The organism is Enterococcus sp. DIV0970a (assembly GCF_051711265.1).
Classification (GTDB): domain Bacteria; phylum Bacillota; class Bacilli; order Lactobacillales; family Enterococcaceae; genus Enterococcus_D; species Enterococcus_D casseliflavus.
Genome location: NZ_JBIOMF010000001.1, coordinates 3,202,161 through 3,221,199 on the forward strand (window position 1 = coordinate 3,202,161; position 19,039 = coordinate 3,221,199).

18 protein-coding genes and 1 riboswitch are annotated in these 19,039 nt (G+C 46.7%); of the genes, 5 read left to right on the top strand and 13 right to left on the bottom strand.

The features are described 5' to 3' along the window. Positions 1-200: 200 nt before the first annotated feature. The 3 genes from IGK14_RS15545 to IGK14_RS15555 form a co-directional block, all read right to left on the bottom strand. On the bottom strand, positions 201-1,169 hold the full coding sequence (locus tag IGK14_RS15545; RefSeq protein ID WP_010748960.1) for a tRNA dihydrouridine synthase: 969 nt from the start codon (positions 1,167-1,169) through the stop codon (positions 201-203). Positions 1,170-1,304: 135 nt separating this feature from the next. Next, positions 1,305-1,829 (bottom strand): SWIM zinc finger family protein, encoded by a 525-nt coding sequence (locus tag IGK14_RS15550; protein ID WP_010748959.1) that lies wholly within the window; start codon positions 1,827-1,829, stop codon positions 1,305-1,307. Between the two features lie 61 nt (positions 1,830-1,890). Beyond that, on the bottom strand, positions 1,891-2,451 hold the full coding sequence (locus tag IGK14_RS15555) for a TIGR00730 family Rossman fold protein (protein ID WP_010748958.1): 561 nt from the start codon (positions 2,449-2,451) through the stop codon (positions 1,891-1,893). An 86-nt stretch (positions 2,452-2,537) separates the two neighbouring features. On the opposite strand from IGK14_RS15555, the gene IGK14_RS15560 reads away from it, so the two are divergent. Then, a complete protein-coding gene (locus IGK14_RS15560) occupies positions 2,538-2,879 on the top strand; it encodes a MazG nucleotide pyrophosphohydrolase domain-containing protein (RefSeq protein WP_010748957.1) in 342 nt (113 codons plus the stop codon). A 150-nt stretch (positions 2,880-3,029) separates the two neighbouring features. On the opposite strand, the gene IGK14_RS15565 is transcribed toward IGK14_RS15560, so the two are convergent. From IGK14_RS15565 to IGK14_RS15605, 9 genes are all read right to left on the bottom strand, one after another. Beyond that, positions 3,030-4,043, bottom strand: coding sequence for an ABC transporter substrate-binding protein (locus IGK14_RS15565; RefSeq protein ID WP_010748956.1), 1,014 nt, complete (start codon positions 4,041-4,043; stop codon positions 3,030-3,032). After that, positions 4,036-4,818: an ABC transporter ATP-binding protein gene (locus IGK14_RS15570; protein WP_010748955.1), complete on the bottom strand. Its 783-nt coding sequence runs from the start codon at positions 4,816-4,818 to the stop codon at positions 4,036-4,038. Before IGK14_RS15570 ends, IGK14_RS15565 begins: the two co-directional genes overlap by 8 nt. Before the next feature lie 4 nt (positions 4,819-4,822). After that, on the bottom strand, positions 4,823-5,896 hold the full coding sequence (locus IGK14_RS15575) for a FecCD family ABC transporter permease (RefSeq protein ID WP_005233272.1): 1,074 nt from the start codon (positions 5,894-5,896) through the stop codon (positions 4,823-4,825). Between the two features lie 471 nt (positions 5,897-6,367). Beyond that, positions 6,368-6,841 carry a 6,7-dimethyl-8-ribityllumazine synthase gene (ribH, locus tag IGK14_RS15580; RefSeq protein ID WP_438712585.1) on the bottom strand — a complete coding sequence of 158 codons (474 nt, stop codon included), beginning with the start codon at positions 6,839-6,841 and terminating at the stop codon, positions 6,368-6,370. Between the two features lie 21 nt (positions 6,842-6,862). Continuing rightward, positions 6,863-8,074: a 3,4-dihydroxy-2-butanone-4-phosphate synthase gene (gene ribB, locus IGK14_RS15585; protein ID WP_080647004.1), complete on the bottom strand. Its 1,212-nt coding sequence runs from the start codon at positions 8,072-8,074 to the stop codon at positions 6,863-6,865. Beyond that, complete coding sequence (locus IGK14_RS15590; RefSeq protein WP_005230617.1) at positions 8,052-8,639, bottom strand: riboflavin synthase; 588 nt, start codon at positions 8,637-8,639, stop codon at positions 8,052-8,054. Before IGK14_RS15590 ends, ribB begins: the two co-directional genes overlap by 23 nt. Continuing rightward, positions 8,624-9,700: a bifunctional diaminohydroxyphosphoribosylaminopyrimidine deaminase/5-amino-6-(5-phosphoribosylamino)uracil reductase RibD gene (gene ribD / locus IGK14_RS15595; RefSeq protein WP_010748953.1), complete on the bottom strand. Its 1,077-nt coding sequence runs from the start codon at positions 9,698-9,700 to the stop codon at positions 8,624-8,626. Before ribD ends, IGK14_RS15590 begins: the two co-directional genes overlap by 16 nt. A 112-nt stretch (positions 9,701-9,812) precedes the next feature. Beyond that, positions 9,813-9,951: riboswitch (FMN riboswitch) on the bottom strand. Positions 9,952-10,145: 194 nt separating this feature from the next. Then, positions 10,146-12,794: an HAD-IC family P-type ATPase gene (locus IGK14_RS15600; RefSeq protein ID WP_438712588.1), complete on the bottom strand. Its 2,649-nt coding sequence runs from the start codon at positions 12,792-12,794 to the stop codon at positions 10,146-10,148. A gap of 341 nt (positions 12,795-13,135) precedes the next feature. Beyond that, positions 13,136-13,771, bottom strand: a complete 636-nt coding sequence (locus tag IGK14_RS15605) for an NAD(P)H-binding protein (RefSeq protein WP_010748950.1) — start codon at positions 13,769-13,771, stop codon at positions 13,136-13,138. A gap of 599 nt (positions 13,772-14,370) precedes the next feature. Between IGK14_RS15605 and IGK14_RS15610 the strand changes: the two genes are divergently transcribed. The 3 genes from IGK14_RS15610 to IGK14_RS15620 all read left to right on the top strand — a co-directional run bounded on the left by IGK14_RS15610 (position 14,371) and on the right by IGK14_RS15620 (position 17,443). Next, complete coding sequence (locus IGK14_RS15610; RefSeq protein WP_010748949.1) at positions 14,371-15,372, top strand: bile acid:sodium symporter family protein; 1,002 nt, start codon at positions 14,371-14,373, stop codon at positions 15,370-15,372. After that, the gene (locus IGK14_RS15615) at positions 15,308-16,408 is read left to right on the top strand and encodes an iron-containing alcohol dehydrogenase family protein (RefSeq protein ID WP_154694630.1); all 1,101 of its coding nucleotides are present in this window, start codon (positions 15,308-15,310) and stop codon (positions 16,406-16,408) included. Before IGK14_RS15610 ends, IGK14_RS15615 begins: the two co-directional genes overlap by 65 nt. Before the next feature lie 285 nt (positions 16,409-16,693). Beyond that, positions 16,694-17,443, top strand: coding sequence for a SagB/ThcOx family dehydrogenase (locus IGK14_RS15620; protein ID WP_010748947.1), 750 nt, complete (start codon positions 16,694-16,696; stop codon positions 17,441-17,443). Between the two features lie 142 nt (positions 17,444-17,585). Here IGK14_RS15620 and IGK14_RS15625 read toward each other — a convergent pair whose 3' ends face one another. Beyond that, positions 17,586-18,023: a MerR family transcriptional regulator gene (locus IGK14_RS15625; RefSeq protein ID WP_005230594.1), complete on the bottom strand. Its 438-nt coding sequence runs from the start codon at positions 18,021-18,023 to the stop codon at positions 17,586-17,588. A gap of 164 nt (positions 18,024-18,187) precedes the next feature. Here IGK14_RS15625 and IGK14_RS15630 point away from each other — a divergent pair, with 164 nt between their 5' ends. Then, the gene (locus IGK14_RS15630) at positions 18,188-18,928 is read left to right on the top strand and encodes an SDR family oxidoreductase (RefSeq protein ID WP_008380252.1); all 741 of its coding nucleotides are present in this window, start codon (positions 18,188-18,190) and stop codon (positions 18,926-18,928) included. The last annotated feature ends 111 nt before the right edge of the window (positions 18,929-19,039 follow it).

Below are 19,039 nucleotides of genomic sequence, written 5' to 3' on the forward strand. Positions count from 1 at the left end.
TAATTGAACTATCTACAGATAAGAAACATAGTTGCTTCACTATCGATCAATGCAAAAACAAAAAAGCAGTCCCATTTTTCGAATAAAAGAAAAAGGGAACTGCTTTATTATGTTTACATTTATTAATAATCACCCGTTCAGCAAACGATCATCTTACTTTCGATCTATTTCACTCGTCTTTCTTTAAGGAGCAGCCTAAGTTATTCTGTCTTTCCCTCAGCAAACTCTGCCAGCAGTTGCCGAACTTCATCCGTTGATTTGGTATTCATCAATTTTGCCCGCAAATCACTGGCTCCAGGGAAGCCTTTGACATAGATTTTAAAGAAACGATGCAATCCTGCGATCGAGCGTGGCACCATTTTGGCGTAATGGTCCTGCAGGTCTAATTGCAGCTGCAACAAGTCTAATAGCTCTTCTGAGGTATGCTCTTTCGGTTCTTTTTCAAAGGCATAAGGATTCTTGAAAATACCCCGACCGATCATGATTCCGTCTACGCCATATTTTTCTGCTAGCTCTAAACCTTTGGTACGATCAGGGATATCGCCGTTGATCGTCAGCTTCGTTTGTGGGGCGATTCTATCCCGCAAGGCAACCACTTCAGGAATCAATTCCCAATGAGCATCGACCTTGCTCATTTCTTTACGGGTTCGCAAATGGATCGAAAGGTTGGCGATATCCTGTTGCAGGACATGGGTCAACCAAGCTTCCATTTCTCCTAGTTCGGTATAGCCCAAACGAGTCTTGACACTGACCGGCAGACCGCCAGCTTTGGCTGCTTGGATCAGCTCAGCAGCAACGTCTGGTCGCAAGATCAAGCCGCTGCCTTTGCCTCGTCCGGCAACGTTTGGCACTGGGCAGCCCATATTTAAGTCGATCCCTTTAAAGCCCATCTCCGCTAAGCCGATACTCATCTCACGGAAATACTCTGGCTTGTCGCCCCAAATGTGGGCCACCATCGGTTGCTCATCTTCGGTGAAGACTAAACGTCCCCGTACACTGTCGCGTCCTTCTGGATGGCAGTAACTATCGGAGTTGGTAAATTCCGTAAAGAAAACATCTGGTGCGCCGGCAGCTTGAACGACATGTCGAAAAACGACATCGGTGACATCTTCCATTGGTGCTAGGATAAAAAAAGGCTTCGGCAATTCAGCCCAAAAATTTGTTGTCATGATTTACGCTCCATTTCTTTGTCCAAGGATCTTATTTTATGACCTCACTTGCAAAACAAACCCCATTATACTAAGAATGCGTCAAAGAAGCAAAAGAGCAAGATACGCGTATCAGACCTAGTACGAAATTTCCATTTAAGCTTTCCAGTCATCCTCCCATTCTTCTTCCCAATCTTCCTCTTCTTCATCCCAGTCATCCCAAGCTTCTACTTCTTCCTCCTCAGCGAAATCATCTTCGCTATCCGATACAACGTTCTTCACAAAAAGGGCTACAGAAGTATCCTCAACCATCAAACTGAGTAAAATCTGCCGCATATCTGCTTCATCTAGCTGATCCACCAGCTTCTGATAGACCTCACGGCGTCCTTTACGTTTTGGGGGAGTCAGCGGCTTATTCTTTTCTTTCGCTCTCGTATAGGCGAATAAAACAGCCGCAAGATGTTTGCAATTAAAACCAGCCGCAAAGTGAGGACAATTACAAAATTCCTCCACGACCTTGCCCTGTTTTAGCGCAATTTCTACTTCATAAAGCTCTGTGCCGAATACTTCGGCCAGAATAAGCTGATCATCCGCTCTCAGTCGCGCCACACAGCCGCTTAAATAATATTCTTTTCCTCTTTCCAAAATATGGGATTCAAAATAATCTTGCCATTCAAGCATTGCTTCTCTCCTCCTCATTCCTTAAACTAGAGAACTATGATAGGATTTAACCGATTGCTCATTAATACTGCCGCATAACTGGTGGTTCGTAGGCTTGAATAAAAGCTTCAAGCTCCTTCGTTGTTTGCGCAAAGCCGATTTTTTCGCGATCGGCCTGCGTCAAGAACTCATTTTCCACCATATTGTCATACAAGGCTCTCGTTGCGTGGTAAAAGTTGTTCACATCATAAAAAGCACAAGGATTCGGGTTTTGACCGATTCTTGACCACGAGATCATCTCCGTGATTTCTTCCAGCGTACCCGGACCACCTGGCAGTGCGACAAACGCCTGCGACAATTCGAACATTTTTCGTTTTCTTTCTGACATCGTCTCGACGACATGGAGTTCGGTCAATCCAGGATGTGCTAGTTCCCGATCTTTTAAAAATGTTGGGATCACCCCGATCACCTGACCGCCATTTTCTAAGACAGCATCTGCCAATACGCCCATCAAGCCCGCTTTTCCGCCGCCATAAACCAGTGTATTTTGCCGTGAGGCGATCCACTGCCCCAATTCTTGGGCGGCTGTTGCAAAACTAGGTTCATTACCGACACTGGCACCACAATAGACTGCAATTTTCATAAAACTCTCCATCATCCTTCTCAATCATTTTGAAATAGTATATCATGATTCTGATAAAGGTTCTGGGAAAGGATGGAAAAAAATTTATGAACATTGAGGAGTATCAACGATTTATCAGTGACTTCTACAAAGCCCACAATTGGTATCAGTACGATCCGTTTATTCGGGCGAATTTTTTAGCAGAGGAAGTCGGGGAAGTGAGCCGTGCCATTCGGACATTGGAAATCGGTCGTGACCGTCCCGATGAACAAGATGGCTTGCCAGAAGAAAAACTGGCAAACCTGACGGAAGAATTGGGCGATGTACTGGATAACTTGTTTATCCTCGCCGATAAATACGATATTTCTCTGGAAACAATCATGCAAAAACACAAAGAGAAGCTATTGTCTCGCTATCAAATGGACCACGTGACAGAAAAAAACAGCTAACGGGCTACTCGTTGCGGAACGGGCAGCGGCAAAGGTTGCTTTTCCCAAATACAAAAAACCAACGTTTCTGTGGTCGATCGGCCAGTGAAACGTTGGTTTTCTTCTATTATATAAAAAGTTGGTTCTCCTTTTTATGGGAATAGGAGGTGTTTATTGTGCCATTTGCTCTACCAGTTCTTCCAAACCAGTCAAGGCTTGGTAGCCGTAGCCAAAGAGATAATTGTAGTCCATGCTGTAGACTTGTTTGTTTTTGATGGCTTTCATGCTGGAGAGTTTGTCATTTTTGTACAAGCCTTCAATGATTTCTTGACCAGAAACACTGCCTTCGATCGTTGACCAGTCGCCGACGATCAAGACATCGGGATCCGTTTCGATCAAGGTTTCGACACTGACTTCTCCTGAATAGTCTTGAAACACATTGTTCAGTTTGATCATGTCAAAGTTGCTGTTGAAAAAAGATTCGTCCTGAGCGGCATAGACACTGACCACACTTGGATCAGACATAAAGAGATGGGCAAAGGTTTGCTCTTCTTTGTCTGCTACTTTTTCTTCCAAGGCACTCTGGCGATCCTTTAATTCTTTTTCAAAAGCAGCGGCTGCCTCAGGCACATTGAAGAGCTTACCAAGGTTTTCAATGTCTTGATAAACGGAATCAAATGTCGCCCCAGTGACAGAGGTTTCTTGGACGTAAGTCGGAATACCCATCTCGTTCAAGGAATCAACGGTGCCGACGCCCCAATCTTGGTTATCGAAAAGTCCCCCGCGACCAAAAATCAAATCTGGATCCACACTTAGCGCCGTTTCTTTACTGATATAGTCACTGCCAAGGTCGTTTAGTTCTGCATAATCAGCAGCAACTTCCTCATCGGCGGCACCAAAGGTTGCACCGACACCCGCAATCTGATCCTTGAGGCCGAGATGCAGCAGCAATTCCGCTGCTGGTCGTGTGTTGGCTACGACTTTTTTCGGTGCCTCATTAAAGGTTTGATCCTTGGCGGTCCACTGCGTGCCGCCTTCTGCTTTGGTGTAGTTGCTGATGGTTAAGGGATACGTACTTTCTGTCTGTGAGGAAGAAGCCGAAGTACCTTCATCCTTCGTATTGCCGCAAGCGCTTAATGTAAAGACTGCCAATCCTACCCCAATCATTTTTCCCCATTTATTCATCTGTTTGCTCCTTTTCAAAATAATAATGAAACCCTAATCCGCCTGTGATCGGATGATGGTAAATACTGCATTTCACGCCATAGATTTCTTCGATCAGTTCTTCTGTCAGCAACGTTTCTGGTTCGCCATACCCTACGACCCGACCATCTTTTAAGGCATAGATGATGTCGCAATAGTTAGCTGCTTGTTCCAAATTGTGCAGCGCCGCCAACAAGCCAATCTTCAGATGCTTGACGGTTTCTAAGATTTCCAGCTGATAACGGATATCCAAATGATTGGTCGGCTCATCGAGAATCATAAATTTCGGTTCTTGGGTGATGGCACGAGCAAGGACGACCCGCTGTTTTTCGCCTCCTGATAATGAGAGGTAGCTGCGTTTTCTGTAGGCACTTAACCCTGTTTTGGCTAAGGCTTCAGTGACCAGCTCATGATCGGCTTTGGTGTCTTGTTCCAATAAACCCTTGTGGGGCGTGCGGCCTAAAAGCACCATCTGTTCTACTGTTAAATCAAAGCTCAACTCATTGAACTGACTGACAACGCTGACTTGCTGGGCGACTTTTTTTTCGGAACTTTTCAAAATATTCATCTCACCCAAATAAATGTCGCCGCTGTCAGGTTTCAACGTTTTGTAGATAGCTTTTAACAATGTAGATTTGCCGCTGCCATTGGACCCAATCAAGCCGACAAATTGCCCCTGTGCGGTTTGGACGGAGATGTCTTTTAGTATCTGCTGATCCCCGATCGTCAGATTGAGCTTTTCAACTGCTAATTTCATTCCGTCACCCCCCAAAGTTGTATTGCCGTTTGACAATGATATAGATAAAGATCGGTGCGCCAATCAGCGCTGTAATGATCCCGATCGGCAGTTCGACTCCTTGCAGGGTCGAGCGGGCGATCACATCCGCCCAAATCAAAAACAACGCGCCTGTCAAAGCGGTCAAAGGCATCAACAGGCGATGATCCGAGCCGCTGACTCCACGTACGATATGAGGAATGATCAAGCCGACAAAGCCGATCATACCAGAATTCGCAACGATGATACTGGTTAATAGCGCTGCTAGTAGCATGTAAAAACGACGATAGAAGGTCAGCTTGACCCCTAAGGTGGAGGCAACTTCATCCCCCAGCAAAAGCGTATTCAAAACACGGTATTGCGTCAGGAAGAACAGCGTGATCAAAGAAACCAGAACCACGATAAAGCCTAATTTGTTCCAAGAAGCCGAGGCTAAGCTGCCCATCGACCAAAACGCCACAGTCTTCATCCCTTCTGCATTGCTAGCCAGATAGATGATCAAGTTTGAAACAGAGCTGCATAAGGCACTGACGATCGTCCCCGACAGCACAAGTTTTGTGGAAGTCATTTTCCCACCGATACTGGCAAGCAGCAGCACCAAAATGGTCGCAATCCCCGCTCCTGCAAAGGCACCAAACGATAAGCCCAGCTGCAAGACTAGCGCCGAGCCGCCAAAGCCGACTAAGATGGCGAAGGTCGCCCCTAAGGATGCGCCAGAAGAGATTCCTAAGATATAGGGATCTGCCAGCGGATTTTGGACCACTGCCTGCATCACTGCCCCGCTGATCGCTAACCCCATGCCCACAAAAATAGACAGCAAGACCCGCGGTGCCCGAACAAACCAGACGATATTGATGTTTGCGTCTGAAATGCCTGAAAGATCACCAACCAATCCATGGCTGATTTTATAGAAGAGAATTTGATAAACTTCGCCAAGGGTGATATTGGCTTGTCCGTTTGCCAAAGCAACTCCTGCAGATAAGAGAATGGCGACAACTAAAACACAGCAAATGATTGTCGAAACCATCCAACGATTTGATTTAATCAACCCTACCGACATGTGATTCTCCTTTATTCAGCACGATCCTCTCCTGATTTCACAGCAAAAACAACCTGACTGTTGCCTCGCCACCATCATAAAAGAAGCATCTGTGCGTTTTTTCGCTTATAACAGTTCTTCTCATGAAAGCGCCAAAGCCATGTACTGCTTTGACATCTATTTGCAAATGAGAATCACTCTCAATGAATAGAGTCATTATAAGGAACCTTTTGTGAAATGTAAATAATTTTCTGAAAATTTCCTTAAATAAGAGTTATTCTAATGTTCGTGATTGATTGGGCGTTTTCCTCTCCATTGATCGATCGAAAATACGGTACCCGTGAAGAAGCGAATCCTTTGGCAAAAATAATCCCATGCTTTTAAATGATGAAAAAAAGACAGACTTCATTTTGTACGAAGTCTGTCTCCAGTCTGATGCCTATGCTCAGGCAGGCTTGTTCTTGCTAGCTTTTCTTTGTTCGAACGTGAAACCTATGCGTTGCCAAGGATTTGCTGATTCAACGAAATCATCTCCAAAAGACCTTGAGCGGCTTCGCTGCCTTTGTTGCCAGCTTTGGTTCCCGCTCGTTCAATGGCTTGTTCGATCGTTTCAGTCGTCAACACACCAAACATGATCGGAATGTCGGCATTCAGACCAATTTGGGCTACGCCTTTCGCCACTTCATTTGAGATCAATTCATAGTGGGTCGTTGCTCCGCGAATCAAGACACCTAATGTCACGATCCCATCGTATTGTTTGTGGTCAACGATTTTTTTGGTAATATACGGAATCTCATAAGCCCCTGGAACCCAATACACATCGATGTTTTCTGCTTTGACTCCATGACGCAACAAATTGTCTTTGGCGCCTTCCACTAACTTGGAAGTGATAAACTCGTTGAATCGTGAGACTACGATCCCTACTTTGACTGCCTCTCCCTGAAACGTTCCTTCAAATACTGTCATCGTTCATTCTCCTTTGGCTGATTAAATAGATAGGTAATGGTGAAACTTTTCTTTCTTCGTTTTCAAATAGCTTCTGTTTTCTTTATGCGCAGGCATCTCCAGCGGTACTCGTTCTGCTACCTTAATTCCTAAGCTTTCTAATTCCTTCACTTTGTCAGGGTTGTTGGTCATCAGTTGAATCTCCTGCACTTCTAAGGAACGTAAAACATCGGCGGCAAACGTGTAATGACGAGCATCTGCTGCAAACCCTAATGCAATATTTGCTTCATAAGTATCCATGCCTTGTTCCTGCAGCTGATAGGCACGGAGCTTGTTCCGCAAGCCAATACCGCGGCCTTCTTGGCGTAGATACAAAATCGCACCGCGGCCTTTTGCTTCGATCTGCCGCATCGCTTCTTGCAGCTGTTCGCCGCAATCACAGCGATGAGAGCTGAAGACGTCGCCTGTTAAACACTCTGAATGGATCCGCAGTAAAAGCGGCTCGGCAGTATGTTGAATCTCGCCTTTGGCTAGTAAAAGGTGTTCATTGCCGAATTCATCTTCAAATAAGGTCAATTGGAACGCCCCATAAGCCGTTGGCAGATCCACCGTGATAGGCGTGGTTCCTCGTAGATATTCCGCCAACTCATCAATGGTCAAAAACGGCAGCTGCCATTTTTCTGCTAATTTTTTCAATTCTGGGACCCGAGCCATCGTGCCATCTTCATTTAAAATCTCACAAATGTAGGCTGCTTCCACGCTGCCAGCAAGCTTTGCTAAATCCACAGCCGCTTCTGTATGTCCTCTGCGTTCCAACACGCCGCCAGGTTGAGCGGTCAATGGGAAGATATGGCCAGGGCGATAAAAATCCGCAGCCTGTGACGCAGGATCAGCCAACTTTTCAATCGTCACTGCCCGGTCTTTCGCAGAAATTCCTGTACTCGTCGTCACGTGATCGACACTGATGGTAAACGCGGTGCCAAAGGCATCCGTATTATTGGCGGTCATCTCAGGCAATGCCAGCTTTTCAGCGATCGCTTGTGAGATGGGTGCACAGATCAAGCCGCGGCCATAAGTCGCCATAAAATTGACAGATTCTGGCGTTGCGTATTCAGCGATCCCAATCAAATCTCCTTCTGATTCCCGATTTTCATCATCGGCGACAATCACTAAGCCGCCTTTTTTTAACCATTCCACTGCTTGTTCTACTTTATGCATCGTCTGCCTTCTTTCATTTTCGTTGGTATTTGACATATTTCCCGATCATATCCGTCTCGATATTGACCCACTCCCCTTGTTTCAACTGCCCCAGCGTCGTCTGGTCTTTGGAATGGGGGATCAAGCTAACGGAAAATGCCTGTGCCGTCGTCTGGGTAACCGTCAAACTGACGCCATTGATCGCAATCGACCCTTGCGGAATGATTTCCCCTTGCACACTGACAGGATAAGCAAACGTCAAGATCAAGGCATTTTCCAACTGCTTTTTCTGGATCAAACGGGTCGTTACATCAATGTGGCCTGCGACAAAGTGGCCTTCAAAACGCTGCGTCGCTGCCATCGCTCGCTCCAAATTGACTTCGGCACCCACCGAGAGTTGTTTAAAGGTGGTTCGTTGAAAGGTTTCTGGCATGATATCCACCGTAAACGTCGTCGCTTGTTTGGCGATCGCCGTCAAACACGTCCCGTTGATCGCCATACTGTCTCCGATCTGGTAATCCGCCAGTAATCCTTCGGACGCACTGCAAGTTAGCTGGATCGTGCGGCTTTGCTTGCGGATCTCTTTGATGCGGCCTTTTTCCTGAATCAATCCTGTGAACATTCCTCTGGTCTCCTTCCTCGGATGCAAACATCTTCCCCAACTGCAGTCACCGTCACCTCTGTTAGCTGCTGCAGCTGTTTCGGGGTACGCTCACTGGTAAAACTTGCGAGACTATTGCCCCCAAGAAACTTTGGCGCCACATAGGTAATGCTTTCTTGCCACAGTCCGCTGGCTAAAAAGGCATCATGGATCGCAGCGCCTCCTTCTACGTAAAGCGATTGGACCTGTCGTTCGGCAAGCTCCTTCAGCAATGAAACAATTGTCAACTCTTCCAGCTGGATCACTGACACATGAGCTGGCAAATCACTGACAGTTGTCTGCTGCGTAAAAATCCACACAGGTGCCGAATCATCGGCAAACAGTGCCAAATGGGGTTGCGACAGCGTTCGCCCCCGACGGTCTAACACGATGCGAATCGGCGGAAAGCTGGTTTCAACCGTGGTCAATAACGTGGGATCATCCGTCAACACCGTCTGACTGCCCACTAAGATTCCTTGATAGTCTCCACGTTCTTGATGGACGTTTTGCCAAACCGCTGAACCAGTGATCGCACTGCGGGTTAACGCATCATGAGCGATCCGGCCATCTAAAGTGATCGCTTGCTTCAACGCCACGTAAGGTCGCTGATGCTGATGGTAAAAATTATAGTGTGGATTCAAACGGCGCACCGCTGTTTCTTCGATGCCCACCAACACGTCGATGCCCTGTTCTTCTAAAAAGCGCTTGCCTTGTCCAGCCACGATCGGGTTAGGGTCTAACTGGCCGATGACTACCTTTTTGATGCCGCTGTCGATGATCAGCTGGGTGCAAGGCGGCTGTTTTCCTTGGTGGTTGCAAGGTTCTAACGTCACGTATAAAGTCGAATTGATTAGGTCTTCGGAGGAATGGCATTGTTCGATGGCGTTTCGTTCCGCATGGGGCTGCCCATAGACTAAGTGAGCCCCTTTAGCAATGACCCGTTGCTCTTTGACGATCACGGCGCCCACTAACGGATTGGTAAAGGTTTGGTAACGCCCTTTATTGGCTTCTGCGATCGCCAAACGCATGTATTCGTTATGCATCTTCCTTCCTCCTTTCAATAAAAAAATGCCTCGTGAGAATCTCACGAGGCATAGACAAACAAGACCGGCAAAAAATCAATTTTAGACGCACTGCGCCCCTTGAAATTTTGTGGTTTTTCTTCTCCCATCCAGACTTTCACTGTCGGTGCCAGATTCACACTGGCTCCACCGCATAGCTATGCGGGTCACGGACTTCAAGCATTACGCTTGTCACCGTCGGTCGGGAATTACACCCTGCCCCGAAGAATACTATTCAATTCATGTGCATTTTAGCCCGACCATTTTTGTTTGTCAATAGGCCTGATCACGAGCCGATAGGAATTCCTCTTGGTTTTTTCTTTTGGCAACCCCAAAGCAGCGACAGCAGAAATCCCTTGTCGTTCCGCCATTTTCCTAAGCTGCAGCAAGGCGATTTTGCCTGAAAAAAAATACAAGAAAACCTAGGTTAAATATTTTTTCTCGAGCGAAGCCATTTATCGAACTCCGTCACGAGTAAGACGACCATCCCGGAAGCTGCTGAGCTGACCCAGCCGATCAAGGACATGTCCTCCGTATGAAAGGCGCTTTGCATAAATGGAACATAGGTCAATAACAGTTGCAGAACCAGCATCACACCAATGATCACGAACGCTTTTGGATTGGTGAAGGAAGCTTTAGAAAACGCTGGTGCACTGGTACGGATGTTGAACAAATAAAAAATCTTACTTAAGACCACGATATTGACCATCATGGTACTAGCAACGGCTTCGCTGACGTCTTGCAGCAAGAGCCAGTCATGGGCGATCAAACTGATGACTGCCATCAAGATCGATACATACGCCATCTGCCAAATATCGTGACGATTCAACAATTTATTGCCTGTCTTTCGAGGTTTGCGGCTCATGATCCCAGACTCTGCTGGTTCAAAGATAAACGCAAACTGGATCGTAATAGCAGAAACCATGTTGATCCACAGCAGTTGTGTCGCCTGCAGCGGCAATTCTTTTTGCATCATGATCGTAAAGGCAATGATCAGCCCTTCGGCAAAAGATGTCGGCAACAGAAACAGAATACTCTTTTTGATGTTGTCATAGATCCTGCGTCCTTCGCGAATCGCTAAGGACATGGTACCGAAATTGTCATCGGTCAAGATCATATCAGCAGAATCTTTGGCTACATCCGTGCCGCTGATCCCCATCGCTACACCGATATCCGCCCGCTTCAACGCAGGGGCATCGTTGACGCCGTCCCCTGTCATCGCCGTGACTTTGCCTGTGGCTTGCAGCGCTTTGATAATGTCCAATTTATTTTTCGGCGTGGTTCGTGCAAAGACTTGATTCGTCAAGGCAGCATCTTGAAATTCGGCTTCACTCATCTGATCCAACTCGGCACCAGTCACGACGTGAATCTCATCCGCTAAGCCAAGCTTTTCCCCAATCGCTTTGGCGGTCAGAGGGTGATCGCCAGTGATCATTTTCACTTGAACACCGGCTTGGTTCATTTCCTTCAGGGAGGCAATCACTTCTTCTCGCGGCGGATCGATGATCTCAGCGATCCCTAGTAATTGCAGCCCTTGCTCAAAAATCGTTTCATCAATGTGATCGATCGAAACTTTCTGATAGCCCACCGCTACCACTCGTTTGCCTTCTGCCGACAAGCGGCGGACATGGCCTGTCCAATAGGCTTCATCAAAAGGCGCCGCTTGTTTTTGCACCATTTCAAACAATTTATCTGGGGAGCCTTTAACAAATAACAAACGTTCCCCCGCAGGGTTTGCCACTAGTTTCGCCATGTAGCGGTTGTCCGAATCAAAGGGCAGCATATCCAGCTCTTGGTAAGCAGGTGCTTGCGGATAGGCAAACTGCTTATGATACAGCGTCAAAAAGGAGCCGTCTGTTGGTTCCCCATTGATCGTCCAGTGATTTCCTTCTGGGACCAGTACCGTATCGTTGGCTTCGTAACCAGCTTCCAAAAACAACTGCAAGGTGTCTTGCGCGTGGACGTCCTCCTGCTTTGGACGAATTTCTCCCACCGGCGCATAGCCGTCACCCGTCACTTCATATTCCTGCTCAGCCAATACGATGTCTTTGACCGTCATTTCGTTTTTGGTCAGGGTACCTGTTTTATCCGTCGCGATCACATCCACTGAGCCTAGCGTTTCAACCGCTGGCAGCGTTTTGATGATGGTGTGCTTGTTTTTTGCCATGTCGCTGACACCCATCGCCAAAACCACCGAGGTCGTTGCTGGCAATCCTTCTGGGATCGAGCCGACGATCATGGTGACAACGGCTAAGGATAAGACAGAGATCGCATAGGTTTGCTGGAACAAACTGACGACAAATAGCAAGACCGCCACGCCCATGATCACATAGGTGATGCCTTTCCCCAGTCCATCGATCTCTTTCATCAACGGCGTTTTTCGTTCTTCCGTTTGATTGACTTCAGCTGAGATTTTCCCGATCTCAGTCTTGACGCCAGTAGCGATCACGATCCCTTTCCCGCTTCCTGACGTCACGGAAGTCGAAGCAAACGCCAAATTCCGTTGTTCCGCTAATGGAGTTGCTTCATCCATTAAGGCGTCTGTTATTTTTTCCACCGAATCGGCTTCACCAGTCAAGGCGGATTCTTGGATACGCAAGTTGTCGGCTTCGATGATCCGCAGATCTGCGGGCACATTGTCGCCAGCTTCTAGGAATACGACATCCCCTGGAACGACTTCGGCAGCTGGAATATCTTGACGAATCCCATTCCGATAGACCGTGGCTTCTGCTGATAGCATCTCTTTGATCCGTTCTAACGCATCGGAAGCATTCGCTTCTTGGTAATAACCGATCAACGCATTGACCAGCACGACGATGCCAATGATCACGGCATCGGAGAAATGCCCCATCAGCAGCGTTAAGATGGCAGAGAAAATCAAAATGTAGATGATCGTGTTATGGAATTGTCGCAGCAGCAAACGCCACTTGGCGGTTTTTTTAACCGCTAATTGGTTCAATCCGTAGGTTTCTAACCGCTCGGTTACTTGCGCCTCATCTAATCCTTGATCGATAGAGGGGACCTGATACTGTTCGATTGTTTCTGACACTGATAACTGAAACTCTTTTTTATTCATTTTTTTCTTCTTCCTTTTCTTTTTCATTGATGGATAACACAAATAAGCCCCTTATTTAGAAACTGCTCCTAAATAACGCGCTGTTGTTTGTCTCCTATTCAATTAAAAAGTAAGGCAAGTCAAAATAGTGTTTCTGCTCACCGTCACTCGAGTCGCTTGACATTCGTTTACCACCCCCTCTAAAGTTAGCAATAAGCGTAACAAACTATTTTTCCAAAGTCAAGAGTCACCGCTTTCAAAAATGAAAAGTGGCTGGCTTCTTCACAAAAAAAAGCCGCACGCCAACGATTCATTGCCGTACAGCTCCTTCAGTACATTCTCTTCAAGCCCAAAGGCTCGCCTTAAAGCTGATCCAGTGCCTCGCTGATGGGGGTTTCCCCAGCTTGGACTTTGATGACTTTTTGATAAGTTGCTGGACGTTCCAGCATTTCACCTAACAAGACGGCGACATCCTCGATGGGGATCGCACCAGAGGTCGTTTCACTGATCTCGATCAAACTAGAACCTGGTGTTTCTTTCAACGCACCCGGCTGCAAAATCGTATAGTCTAGTGCAGTGTTGTCGATCAGCCAGCGATCAGAGAAAAATTTGGCGATCGTGTAATCCATCAATGACGCCACGCCTTCCCTTTGCCACTGTTCAGGCTCTAAGGCATAGGCTGAGCTAAGGTGGATGTAGCGCTTGATTCCTTTTGCTTCAGCGGCTTGCATCACTTTGACCGCACCATACAGATCAGATTGCAGCAAGTCTTTGCCTCGGGAACCCGCCACGAAGTATACCGCTTCCGCATCTGCGAATTTCGCCGCCATCTCTTCCGGTTCCGTGTGTAAATCAAAGAACACGGGCTTGATCGTCTCCGTTTCTGTGATTTTCTCACTGCTGCGCGCACCAGCATAAACGATGTGTCCTTGTTTTTCTAGAAAGGTGATCAATTTTTGGCCTACTCGTCCAGTAGCACCAACGACAAAAATTTTCATTTTCTTTGCTCCTCTCGTTTCTTTTTCCAACTCTTGCTAGTATCATCGTAGGACAAAAACCAAGATCCAACAACTATTCTGTTTCTAAACGAAGGGGAAAAAAGCACAGCACAAACCAATTCTTGCTGTTTTTCCCCATAGAAACCTACGTTTTTTAAAAAACACCCAAAAAAATGAAAAAATTTTCTCAAACGATTGACAAAGCGTTGACTCTTTTGTAGACTAAGTAGAAATAATTTAAATATTTAGAAAATTCAAAATAAAGAAAAGGACGGTGGCGTATATGACCCGCACCAATGTTAGCAAACGAATTATTTTATTATTATAGTCGGGACTGTTTGATTTTATACATTCAAAGAGTCCCTATTCACATTGCATCCAAAAAGAAGAACAGCTTCTTGAGATGGAGTGTTTTTTTATACCCATTTTCAAGAAAGCGGCCTTTTGCAAGCTGACGCCTTGATGTCAGATAGATCCAAAACGCTCGTTGACCAACTGCTGCCGATTCCCCGCGGTTATGCACTGCACTTATTCTAAAGACCCCTTCTGTTTGGACACTTGATTGGTCAAGCAGAAAAAAGGAAGGATGATTTTTTATTATGAAAACCGTCAACACGATCGCTGCTTTTGTAAACAAGTATTTGATCTACATCATGATTTTATTGATGATCGTCTCTTATTTTTTCCCGCAACCCTTCTTATGGATTCCGCCTCGTACAACGATTCTTTTGAGCATCATCATGTTTTGTATGGGGATGACTCTAAACGTTGCTGCGTTTAAAATGGTCGTCTTACAGCCCAAAGCATTCATCTTAGGGGTGCTTTTCCAGTTCACCATCAGCCCTTTGGTGGCTTACGGCTTAGCGCAGCTGTTTGGTCTTTCTTCCGGTTTGATCATCGGTTTTGTCTTACTAGGCTGCGTTTCTGGCGGAACCGCCAGCAATGTCATGACCTTCATCGGCAAAGGCGATGTCGCCCTCACCGTTTCCATGACCACGGTATCGACCTTGTTAGCGACCGTCGTTACACCCTTTTTGGTTTATGTCTTGGCTGGTCAGTACACCGAGATCTCCTTCTGGGAAATGCTCTTGTCTGTCTTGCAGATGGTGCTTTTGCCGATCATTTTAGGGGTGATCGTCCACAAACTCATTGCCAAGCACATCGAGCGATTTCTGCAATCATTTGTGTTGATTTCTTCCGTCAGTATCTTATTGATCGTTGCAGGAACTGTCGCTCGCAACGGCGCCGTCATCGTCCAATCTGGCTTGATCGTGATTTTCTTAGTCTTGCTCCATAACTTGATCGGCTACGGCGCAGGCTATGGTCTGAGCCGTGTGATGGGCGTCAGTGCCACCCAAGCCAAATCCATCATGTTTCAATTAGGAATGAAAAATACTGGCCTAGCGATCTCGTTAGCCAATGCCCACTTTGCCGCCATTGCTGCAGCCGTTACCCCTGCCGCAGTCGGCATGGTGATCCATCAAATTACCGGACCAATTTTAGCCAATCTCGTGGCCAAGAAAGAAGGAGAAAAGTATGAGTCAAAGTATCTTTTTGCCAAACTACACAATCGGGGCGGACGCCTACGAAAAAGTAAATGACATCGTAAAACCATACGGCACCAATGCCGTGATCATCGGCGGAAAAACCGCCCTTGAAAAAGCCGAAGACAAGATCAAAGCCGCTTTAACGTCAGCAGTCCAAGTGACGGATACCTTGTGGTACGGCGGCAACTCGACCTATGAAAACGTCGATCAGCTGTTAGCTACTCCAAGTGTCCAAGCCGCCGATGTTCTATTCGCCGTTGGTGGCGGCCGCGTTTGCGATACCGTCAAAGTGGTTGGGGAAAAAGCTGGCAAACCAGTCTTCACCTTCCCAACGATCGGCTCCAACTGCTCACCAGTCACCGCGGTTTGTGTCATCTATAAAGAAAACGGCGAGATGCAAGGGTTGTTTTTCCCTTCGCAACCGCCGTCCCATGCCTTTATCGACAGTGAGATCATCGCCCAAGCCCCCGACAAGTACTTATGGGCAGGAATCGGCGATGCCCTCTCCAAAGAGATCGAATCGACATTTTCAGCGCGGGGCGATCAGCTAGATTACACCGATGGGTTAGGCATCCAAATCGGCAAAATGTGTACGGAACGCTTATTGCAATACGGCACACAAGCCTTGAAAGACAGTGCCGCCAATCAGCCGTCTTATGCCATTGAGCAAGTCGTCTTGGATATCATCGTGACCACCGGCTTAGTTTCCGTCTTAGTCATCAATGATTACAACTCCGCCCTTGCCCATTCCTTTTACTACGGAACGACCGTTTTGGAAAAAATGGAAGACTATTTACACGGCGCATCCGTTAGTTACGGCGTTTTGGCCTTGTTGCAGCTCGATCAGCAAGATGCCCTCTTCCAGCGCATCTACGCCTTTATGAAGGAAAACAAACTGCCGGTTTGCCTAGCGGATATGGGCCTTAACGACACCAGCGACCTTGAGGCAATCTTAGACAAAGCAATGACCACCAATGACATCGTCCACGTCCCTTATGAGATCACGCGAGAAATGTTTAAACAGGCAATCCTAGACGTGGAAGCCTATCATGCCAAACAAAGCCAAGCAGCATTGGCAGCTGCCAATTAAATGAAACCCTCCAGCAACGAATTGCTGGAGGGTTTTTGTATGCTCTTTTATCTCTTACGTTTGATTGCAATCGGTTTTGATTTCATTAAAAAGATTCATAGCAAGTTAATACGATACTACTCATTATCTAAGTCTTTAGAAAATATTAAAAAGCACAATCAGTCTATGATACGACTGAAAGACTGCGTAACTCACTGTCATTTACTTGTGAATAAAAGCGCATGAAAAAGCAATCCTTGTTATACTTATAAATAACACGAAGTCCTTAGAAAAGGAGGAACCCTCATGACCCGTTACAAACGATTTCGCTTTGTTCATTTAGGCGCTCTTTTGGTGTTGGGCTTACTCCTCACTGGCTGCAGTGCGGATACGGCACCAATTGAAGAACAACCGACTACCAACACCGCCACTTCTTCTGAACCAGCAGTTTCCTATGAAACCTTTCCATTGCCGCAACCAATCTTAGACGGGGAAACCAGTGTGGCGGAAGCTCTCTTCGAGCGGCGCTCGCAACGGGATTTTCTAGACACTGAGCTAACACAAGAACAGCTGGCACAGCTTTTATGGGCCGCTGCCGGTGTCACTACAGAAGATGGTCGCCGGACAGCGCCTTCGGCTGGTGCCTTGTATCCCTTAGACCTCTATGTCGTGGTCACACAGGTAACGGGGCTTGAGCCAGGGCTTTATCTGTATCAACCAGAGCAGCATACCTTAGCAAAAGTTCTTGCCGGCGATTTTCGGACCGCACTGGCGGAAGGTTCGTTGGACCAGCAAGCGATCCAACGGGCACCTGCCACATTGCTTTATACAGTGGTTTATGAACGACTGATCGAGCGCTATGGGGACCGAGGAATCGAACGCTATGCCTATATCGAAGTCGGTCATTCCGCCCAAAATGTCCTTTTACAAGCCCAAGCGTTAGGCTTAGGCGCTGTGCCGATCGGCGCCTTCACTGATCATGAACTCACAGAGCTGCTGCAGCTGCCAACGGAAAATGAACCCCGCTATTTGATTCCTGTAGGCGTTATTGAGTAACACTGCCGTCGAACGAAACCCAATTTTCATGGGACTGCCGAACTGCTATTAGAAAACCGCAACTGGCAAGGTTGATTTTCCCAGCAAAACTAGTACAATCGAAAAACCACCTGCAAAAACAGCAGGTGGTTTTTCGATGGGCTTATAGTTTGTATGCTCGGACTTCTTCTGGTATTTCTTCTAGCGGCAACTCTTTTACCACCGCTTCAGTGCCTGCTGCCATCGCTGTATCGTAGTACCAGCATTTGTATTTGATCGTATTCATGGTTTCTTGCAAGGCTGCCATTTGCTTTGTGACTTCTTCCAGACGTTCATGAAACAGCTGCTGCCGTTTCTGCAAAGACGCATCGCCTTCCTCGCCCCAATCCAAGAAATTCTTGATGTCTTTGATAGGCATACCAGTATTCTTCAAACAATCGATCACTTTGATCGTCGCTACTTCTTTTTCTGAAAACACCCGAATGCCGCCATTACTGCGGGCCAGCTTCGGAAACATCCCTTCTCGATCGTAATAACGCAGAGTCGAGATGGGGATATTAGTCGTTTGTGATACTTCGCCAATCGAGTAACTCACTTGCATCGTTCCTAAAAAAATTTTGTTTATCGCTTGACCTAAACCTAACTTCAGGTTCTACAATTAAAATACACCGCAAGCACTGTACTGTCAATCACCTATCGTCTCACAGGTTCACCATTGGCAGTAGCAGGATTCGCTGAAAAAATCATTCATTGGAGGAAATACAAATGACAGAAATCAAAGAAAAAGTTATCGTAATTATGGGAGCATCTTCAGGAATTGGGGAAGCAACTGCCGTTAAACTAGCCGAGCAAGGGGCAAAAGTAGTGATCGCTGCCCGCCGTGAAGAGCGCATCAAAGCACTGGCTGAAAAATTAGGAGAAAATGTCTTGTATCAAACAGCTGATGTCACCAATCGCGAACAAGTCCAACAAGTCATTGATTTAGCCATGACCTCCTTTGGTCGGATTGATGTCCTTTTCAATAATGCTGGCATCATGCCTCAAGGAAACTTGGCAGAGTTGAACTATGACAGCTGGCAAAAAATGCTGGATATCAATATCATGGGGGTATTGAACGGGATCGGCGCTGTGTTGCCCATCATGCAAAAACAGCAAGACGGTTTGATCATCGCCACTGACTCAGTTGCCGGACATGTCATTTACCCAGGTTCTGCCGTGTACAACGGGACAAAGTTTGCAGTTCGTGCAATCATGGAAGGCTTGCGACAAGAAGAACGTGAACATGGCATTCGCTCCACCATCGTCTCTCCAGGAATGGTCTCCACGGAATTGTTTGAAACCGTCGGCAATGCTCAACTAGAAGCAGCCTTGAAAGAAACCTCTCGCGTAGAAGGCAACAGCCTAACGCCAGAAGATGTAGCAAATGCAGTGGTTTATGCCATTCAACAGCCCAAACATGTGGCGATCAGCGAAGTCTTGCTGCGCCCAGCAAAACAAACCGTTTAAGCTATTTCTACTAATCTAAGAAACCTGCGACCGCTTCAAGCTGGTCGCAGGTTTTTTTGTCGTCAAATCCCACCGTTTTCTTGGAAAAATTACTTGATTTTCTTGTAACAC

Coding starts and splice junctions, on each gene's coding strand:
- IGK14_RS15550 (WP_010748959.1), bottom strand. CDS start 1,829: ATGCTTGAATGGCAAGATTATTTTGAATCCCATATTTTGGAAAGAGGA.
- IGK14_RS15590 (WP_005230617.1), bottom strand. CDS start 8,639: ATGTTCACAGGATTGATTCAGGAAAAAGGCCGCATCAAAGAGATCCGC.
- IGK14_RS15610 (WP_010748949.1), top strand. CDS start 14,371: ATGAAAACCGTCAACACGATCGCTGCTTTTGTAAACAAGTATTTGATC.
- IGK14_RS15575 (WP_005233272.1), bottom strand. CDS start 5,896: ATGTCGGTAGGGTTGATTAAATCAAATCGTTGGATGGTTTCGACAATC.
- IGK14_RS15605 (WP_010748950.1), bottom strand. CDS start 13,771: ATGAAAATTTTTGTCGTTGGTGCTACTGGACGAGTAGGCCAAAAATTG.
- IGK14_RS15615 (WP_154694630.1), top strand. CDS start 15,308: ATGAGTCAAAGTATCTTTTTGCCAAACTACACAATCGGGGCGGACGCC.
- IGK14_RS15630 (WP_008380252.1), top strand. CDS start 18,188: ATGACAGAAATCAAAGAAAAAGTTATCGTAATTATGGGAGCATCTTCA.
- IGK14_RS15565 (WP_010748956.1), bottom strand. CDS start 4,043: ATGAATAAATGGGGAAAAATGATTGGGGTAGGATTGGCAGTCTTTACA.
- IGK14_RS15545 (WP_010748960.1), bottom strand. CDS start 1,169: ATGACAACAAATTTTTGGGCTGAATTGCCGAAGCCTTTTTTTATCCTA.
- ribH (WP_438712585.1), bottom strand. CDS start 6,841: ATGACAGTATTTGAAGGAACGTTTCAGGGAGAGGCAGTCAAAGTAGGG.
- IGK14_RS15570 (WP_010748955.1), bottom strand. CDS start 4,818: ATGAAATTAGCAGTTGAAAAGCTCAATCTGACGATCGGGGATCAGCAG.
- IGK14_RS15620 (WP_010748947.1), top strand. CDS start 16,694: ATGACCCGTTACAAACGATTTCGCTTTGTTCATTTAGGCGCTCTTTTG.
- IGK14_RS15600 (WP_438712588.1), bottom strand. CDS start 12,794: ATGAATAAAAAAGAGTTTCAGTTATCAGTGTCAGAAACAATCGAACAG.
- IGK14_RS15625 (WP_005230594.1), bottom strand. CDS start 18,023: ATGCAAGTGAGTTACTCGATTGGCGAAGTATCACAAACGACTAATATC.
- IGK14_RS15555 (WP_010748958.1), bottom strand. CDS start 2,451: ATGAAAATTGCAGTCTATTGTGGTGCCAGTGTCGGTAATGAACCTAGT.
- IGK14_RS15560 (WP_010748957.1), top strand. CDS start 2,538: ATGAACATTGAGGAGTATCAACGATTTATCAGTGACTTCTACAAAGCC.
- ribD (WP_010748953.1), bottom strand. CDS start 9,700: ATGCATAACGAATACATGCGTTTGGCGATCGCAGAAGCCAATAAAGGG.
- ribB (WP_080647004.1), bottom strand. CDS start 8,074: ATGTCAAATACCAACGAAAATGAAAGAAGGCAGACGATGCATAAAGTA.